At 72.3% G+C, this 4,621-nt stretch carries 3 protein-coding genes and 1 pseudogene; 2 read left to right on the forward strand and 2 right to left on the reverse strand.

Translation table 11 applies throughout. The features are described from left to right. A partial coding sequence (locus HKK72_RS36155) for a uracil-xanthine permease family protein (RefSeq protein WP_315987622.1) occupies nt 1-809 on the reverse strand: 809 nt, incomplete at its 3' end. Nucleotides 810-1,116: 307 nt separating this feature from the next. Further along, nucleotides 1,117-2,847 (reverse strand): PucR family transcriptional regulator, encoded by a 1,731-nt coding sequence (locus HKK72_RS36160; RefSeq protein ID WP_187238898.1) that lies wholly within the window; start codon nt 2,845-2,847, stop codon nt 1,117-1,119. Nucleotides 2,848-3,083: 236 nt separating this feature from the next. Here HKK72_RS36160 and HKK72_RS36165 point away from each other — a divergent pair, with 236 nt between their 5' ends. Next, nucleotides 3,084-4,043, forward strand: a complete 960-nt coding sequence (locus HKK72_RS36165; RefSeq protein WP_315987623.1) for a DUF2877 domain-containing protein — start codon at nt 3,084-3,086, stop codon at nt 4,041-4,043. Next, nucleotides 4,040-4,621, forward strand: a pseudogene (locus tag HKK72_RS36170) (FdrA family protein); the annotation flags it as partial. The gene HKK72_RS36165 and the pseudogene HKK72_RS36170, both read left to right, overlap by 4 nt.

Here is a 4,621-nt window from a genome sequence, read left to right on the forward strand (position 1 = left end):
CCGGTGTTCTCGGCGATGAGCGCGATGACGGCCGGGAGCGCGAGCAGGATCGCCGACATCTTCAGGTCGGGCCCGTGCATGTCCGGCAGCCCGATCCAGTCCGCGTCGGACACCCCGTCGAAGCTCACCCGGTCATGGGGCGCGGCCTTGGCCAGCGCGGGGACCAGCGAGGTGATGGGCCCGGCCGTCAGGTCCAGCACCCATGACAGCGCGAAGCCGAAGACCAGCCCCAGCAGGATCGCGACCCGGCCGACGAAGCCGCGGAACAGCACCATGACGAGGAAGACGAAGCACATGGTGGCCAGCGCGACCCAGTGATCCTGCGGCCAGTAGGTGTCGGCGACGACGTACGCCAGGCCGAACCCGATGAGCATCACCACGGCGCCGGTCACGACCGGCGGGAACACCCGGTGGATGACGTCGGTGCCGAGGAAGTGGATGGCCAGCCCCGCGGCCGCCAGCACGAGGCCGGCCACCAGGATCGCGCCGGTGACTGTGGCGCTCGTGCCCCCGGCCGCCCGGATCGCGACGACCGCTCCGACGAACGAGGCGCTGGTGCCCAGGTAGCTCGGCACCTTTCCGCGCGTGATGAGCAGGAAGACGATCGTGGCGACACCGGACATCATCACCGCGAGGTTCGGGTCGAGGCCCATGATGATGGGGAACACGAACGTGGCGCCGAACATGGCGATGACGTGCTGGGCCCCCAGCCCCGCCGTCCGCGGCCAGCTCAGCCGCTCGTCGGGCCTGACCACGTGTCCGGGCGCGGGGCTCTTCCCGTCGCCATGGACCTTCCAACCGACTGCCATCACGGCCTCCTAAGGCTCGGTGGCAGGCCCGTGTCCCCCCGGTCCTCGACCCGCCGCGACGGTCCCGCGTTATGCGGGCAAGCTAGATGTACCCCGGTCGGCGGGCACCGTCGACACCTGCCAAAGCCCGCGCCACGGGTTGGCAAGAGAACACATCGACCGGATCGCGGGCGACATGCGGCGCCGGTCCCGCGGGCGGCGTGCGGCACGCGGTGGCGGCCACGTGCCGCACAGAGTGCCGTACGGCGTTCCGCACGTCGTGCTCCACCGCCGGGGCGGAGCACGACGGTGCGGGTCACGCCGCGGATCAGATGCCGCGCATGCGCAGCACGTGCAGGGCCAGCGTCAGGTTGAGCCGCAGATGGGCGTCCTCGGTGAAGGACCCGAGCATCCGCTCCAGCTTCCCGATGCGATAGCGCAGCGTGTTGTAGTGGAAGTGCAGCCGGCGTGCGGTCTCGGCCACGTTGAGGTTGGTCTCCAGCAGCACCTGCAGGGTCCGGCGCAGGTCGACGGCCTCCGGATCGTCGTCTCCCGCCAGCTCGCCGAGCGTCTCGCGTACGAACGCGTGCAGTTCTCCCGCGTCGGCGACCAGGCTGAGCAGCCGGTAGACGCCGAGCTCGTTGAAATGCGCGAGCGAGCCGAACCCGTGCAGCTGGCGGCCGACCCGTACTGATTTGACCGCCTGCTCGTAGGCCTCCGGCAGCGACGTCGGGCAGGCGACCACCCGGCTGACCCCGGTCGAGAACGTGCGTCTTCGTCCCGGGTGTTCGCCGAAGACCGTGGTCGCGTCCTTGACCAGGCCGGCCAGATCGCCGTCGCCGGACAGCCCGACCACGGCCACGACCTCGTGCGCGAAGCTGGCCACCGCGGCCTTGGGGTCCCGGCGTCGTACGGCCGCCGTCCACGCCGTGGCCAGCCGGTCCTGCGCCTGCCGCTCCTCGCCGCCCTTCGCGCGGCCGTCCTCGGTGCGGGGCTCGGGAACGCGGTCGGCCCGGCCGAGGCGGGTCTCGGCGGTGCCGCCGCCCCTGCCCTCGGGGTCGAGCTCGGCGACCGCCACCGCAACCGGACGGTCGAGGTCCCAGCCGAACCCCGTGCAGTGGGAGATGATGCGGTCGTCGGCGCCCGCCCGGCCGGCGAGGATGTCGCGCAGGAAGTCCGCGCGGTACTTGCTCTCGACGGCGGCGACGGCCTGCTGCTTGGTGATGACCAGCGCGGCGACCGTGGCGGCGCGTTCGAGGATGCCGACGTCGGTCTCACGGAGCGTCCCGCCGGCGCTGTAGGCGATGATCCTGCCGTGGTCGAACCCGCCGGCGACGACGGGGACGACGACATGGTCGCCGTTGCCGCCGTAGCCGGGCTGCGCCCCCGGCCAGCCGGGCCCGTCGACCCAGGCGTCGCACACGGCCTTGACGTGTTCCTCCGGGCCCGCGCCCGCGAGCATGCGGCGGTCACCGTCGACGGCGATGACGGCGACGTCGAACAGGGTGGCCACCTCGTCGATCACGTCCTGGAGCCCTCCGCCCCCGAGCACGATCTGCACGAGCGCGCGGTGCACCTCCTCGGTGCGGGCGAGGATCGCCGCCTGCCGGTTGAGGATGTCGGTGAGCACCTGGTTGAGGATGTCGTCGAAGCCGACGTCATTGGGCAGCAGGATCAGGGGGAATCCGAGCCGGTCGGCCTGCTCGATCATCTCGACCGGCAGTTCGTCGAGGTAGCGGCCGAGTTTGATGGCCAGGGCGGCCAGTCCGCGCTCGTCCAGGTCGGTCACCAGGCGTCCCAGTGACTGCGGTGTGTTGCGCAGCGGATAGCCGGTGGTCAGCAGGAGCTCGTGTGGCTTGACCCACGCGAGGATGTCCGGCACCTCCATGACGTTGAGGCGCTGGACGATGCGATCCAGTCCGGACGCTCCACCGATCAGGCGGGCGCCCGCGAGGGTCGAGACACCGAGAACCTCTCCGACCGATAGGCCGTACGTCAGGGTTCCGGTGCTCGCGAGCCGCAGCGCTGGTGGGCTGGGCTCGGCGGGAGTGTAGATCATGCAGGGGTCACCTGGCCTCTTAAGCACACATCGCCCGACAAGTCATGATCGCTACGGACACGCGATCAACACTGACAAGAAATACGAACGTTGACAACCATCCTTGGCATCTTTCTCCATACGGTGAGAGGCGGCCGCCGTTTACGTTCGCCACCAATGGAGCCCATGCCTGTTCACCGCCCGCCGTCCGCCGACCGCCCACCGTCCGCCGAGGGACGCCGTTGGAGGGCCGCACCGTGACCTCGACCGTCGTACGCGAGCCGCTCGCCCCGCCCGGCCCGGCGCGCTCGCCGGTGGCGGGCGTCGCCAGCCTCACCCTCCGCGAGCTGCTCGACCGGCCACGGTGCGTGGCACGGGTCATCGCGGTCTTCCCGTCCGCCGTCTACGTCGAGATGCGCTCACCCGCCGAACCACGGGTCCTCGCCGTGGTGGGCTCGGACGCCGTACGGCTTCCTAACGCGATCGTCGTCGCGGCCACCAGCCGGGATCTGCCCTTCGCGGCGGTGCGAGAGGGCGACGACGCCTGGGTGGGCGACGGGGTGGTGGAGGTCACCGGAGCGGGAACGGGCGGCGGCCCGACGTCGCGGCTGCGGATCCGGGTGCGGACGCGCCGCTGGTGGGATCCCTCACCCGTGCTCGGACCCGTGTCACCGGCCCAGCTCGCGCACGGCGCCCTGGGGCTCGCGGCGGAGACGTCCGAGGAGAGGTGCGGTCTTGCCGATCACCCCGGCCCGGGACTGCTCGCCGGCCGATGCGCCGACGGCGATCTGGCGCATGCGGTCGATGCCGCCGAACGGATCGTGGGCCTCGGCCCCGGGCTCACCCCGACCGGCGACGACATCCTCGCCGGGCTGCTCGTCTCACTGCGCCTGCTCGGCGGCTCGGTGCACGGGGGCGACCGGGCCGTCTGGCTGGCCGACTGGCTCGGCGCGGCGGTGACCGCGCACGCCGGAACCCGGACGACGGCGCTGGCCGCGACCCTCTTGCACTGCGCGTCCCGCGGACAGGCCGGCGCCGAGGTGGCGGCCGTCCTGCGCGGGATCGCCGGGCAGGTCCCGCTGCGCCCCGCCGTACGCAGGCTGCTCGGTGTGGGACACACCTCCGGCGCCGACCTGACCTGGGGGCTGCTCGCCGGCTGCCGGGCCACCCTCGCGCTGGCCACCGAGGCGCCCGGACGGCGCAGAGTGACCGCATGACGGCCGAGCGCGTGGAACCGGCCACGAGCACCCACGTCGAGGTACGCCGCGGGGTGTACTACGACTCGGTCACGCTCATGCGGGTGAGCCGTCAGCTGAGCGGGCGCGCCGAGGTGAGCCACGCGCTCACCGCGATGGCCACCGAGCTCAACCGGGAACTCCTCGTCCAGATGGGGTTCGAGCCCCCGGCCGACGCCGGGCCCACTGACCTCCTCGTGGCGATCCGGACCGTCGACCAGGCGGTGCTCGCCGACGCCCGGGAGGCCCTTGACGCGCTGCTCACCGACGCCTCGCGCGCACCCGTCTCCGAGCCCGGGCCCGGAGACCTGCCCGCGTCCCGCACCATCGGGTCCGCCGCCGGCCGCGCCGACGCCACCCTCGCGCTGGTGTCGGTGCCGGGCCAGTACGCCTTCATCGAGGCGATGGACGCCCTGAGCTCCGGGCTGAGCGTCATGATCTTCAGCGACAACGTGCCGGTCGAGGAGGAGATCGCCCTCAAGGAAGAGGCGGCCCGCCGGGATCTGCTGGTCATGGGACCCGACTGCGGCACGGCCGTCGTGGGCGGCGCCGGGCTGGGC

The organism is Actinomadura sp. HBU206391, assembly GCF_014323665.1.
Lineage (GTDB): Bacteria > Actinomycetota > Actinomycetes > Streptosporangiales > Streptosporangiaceae > Actinomadura_C.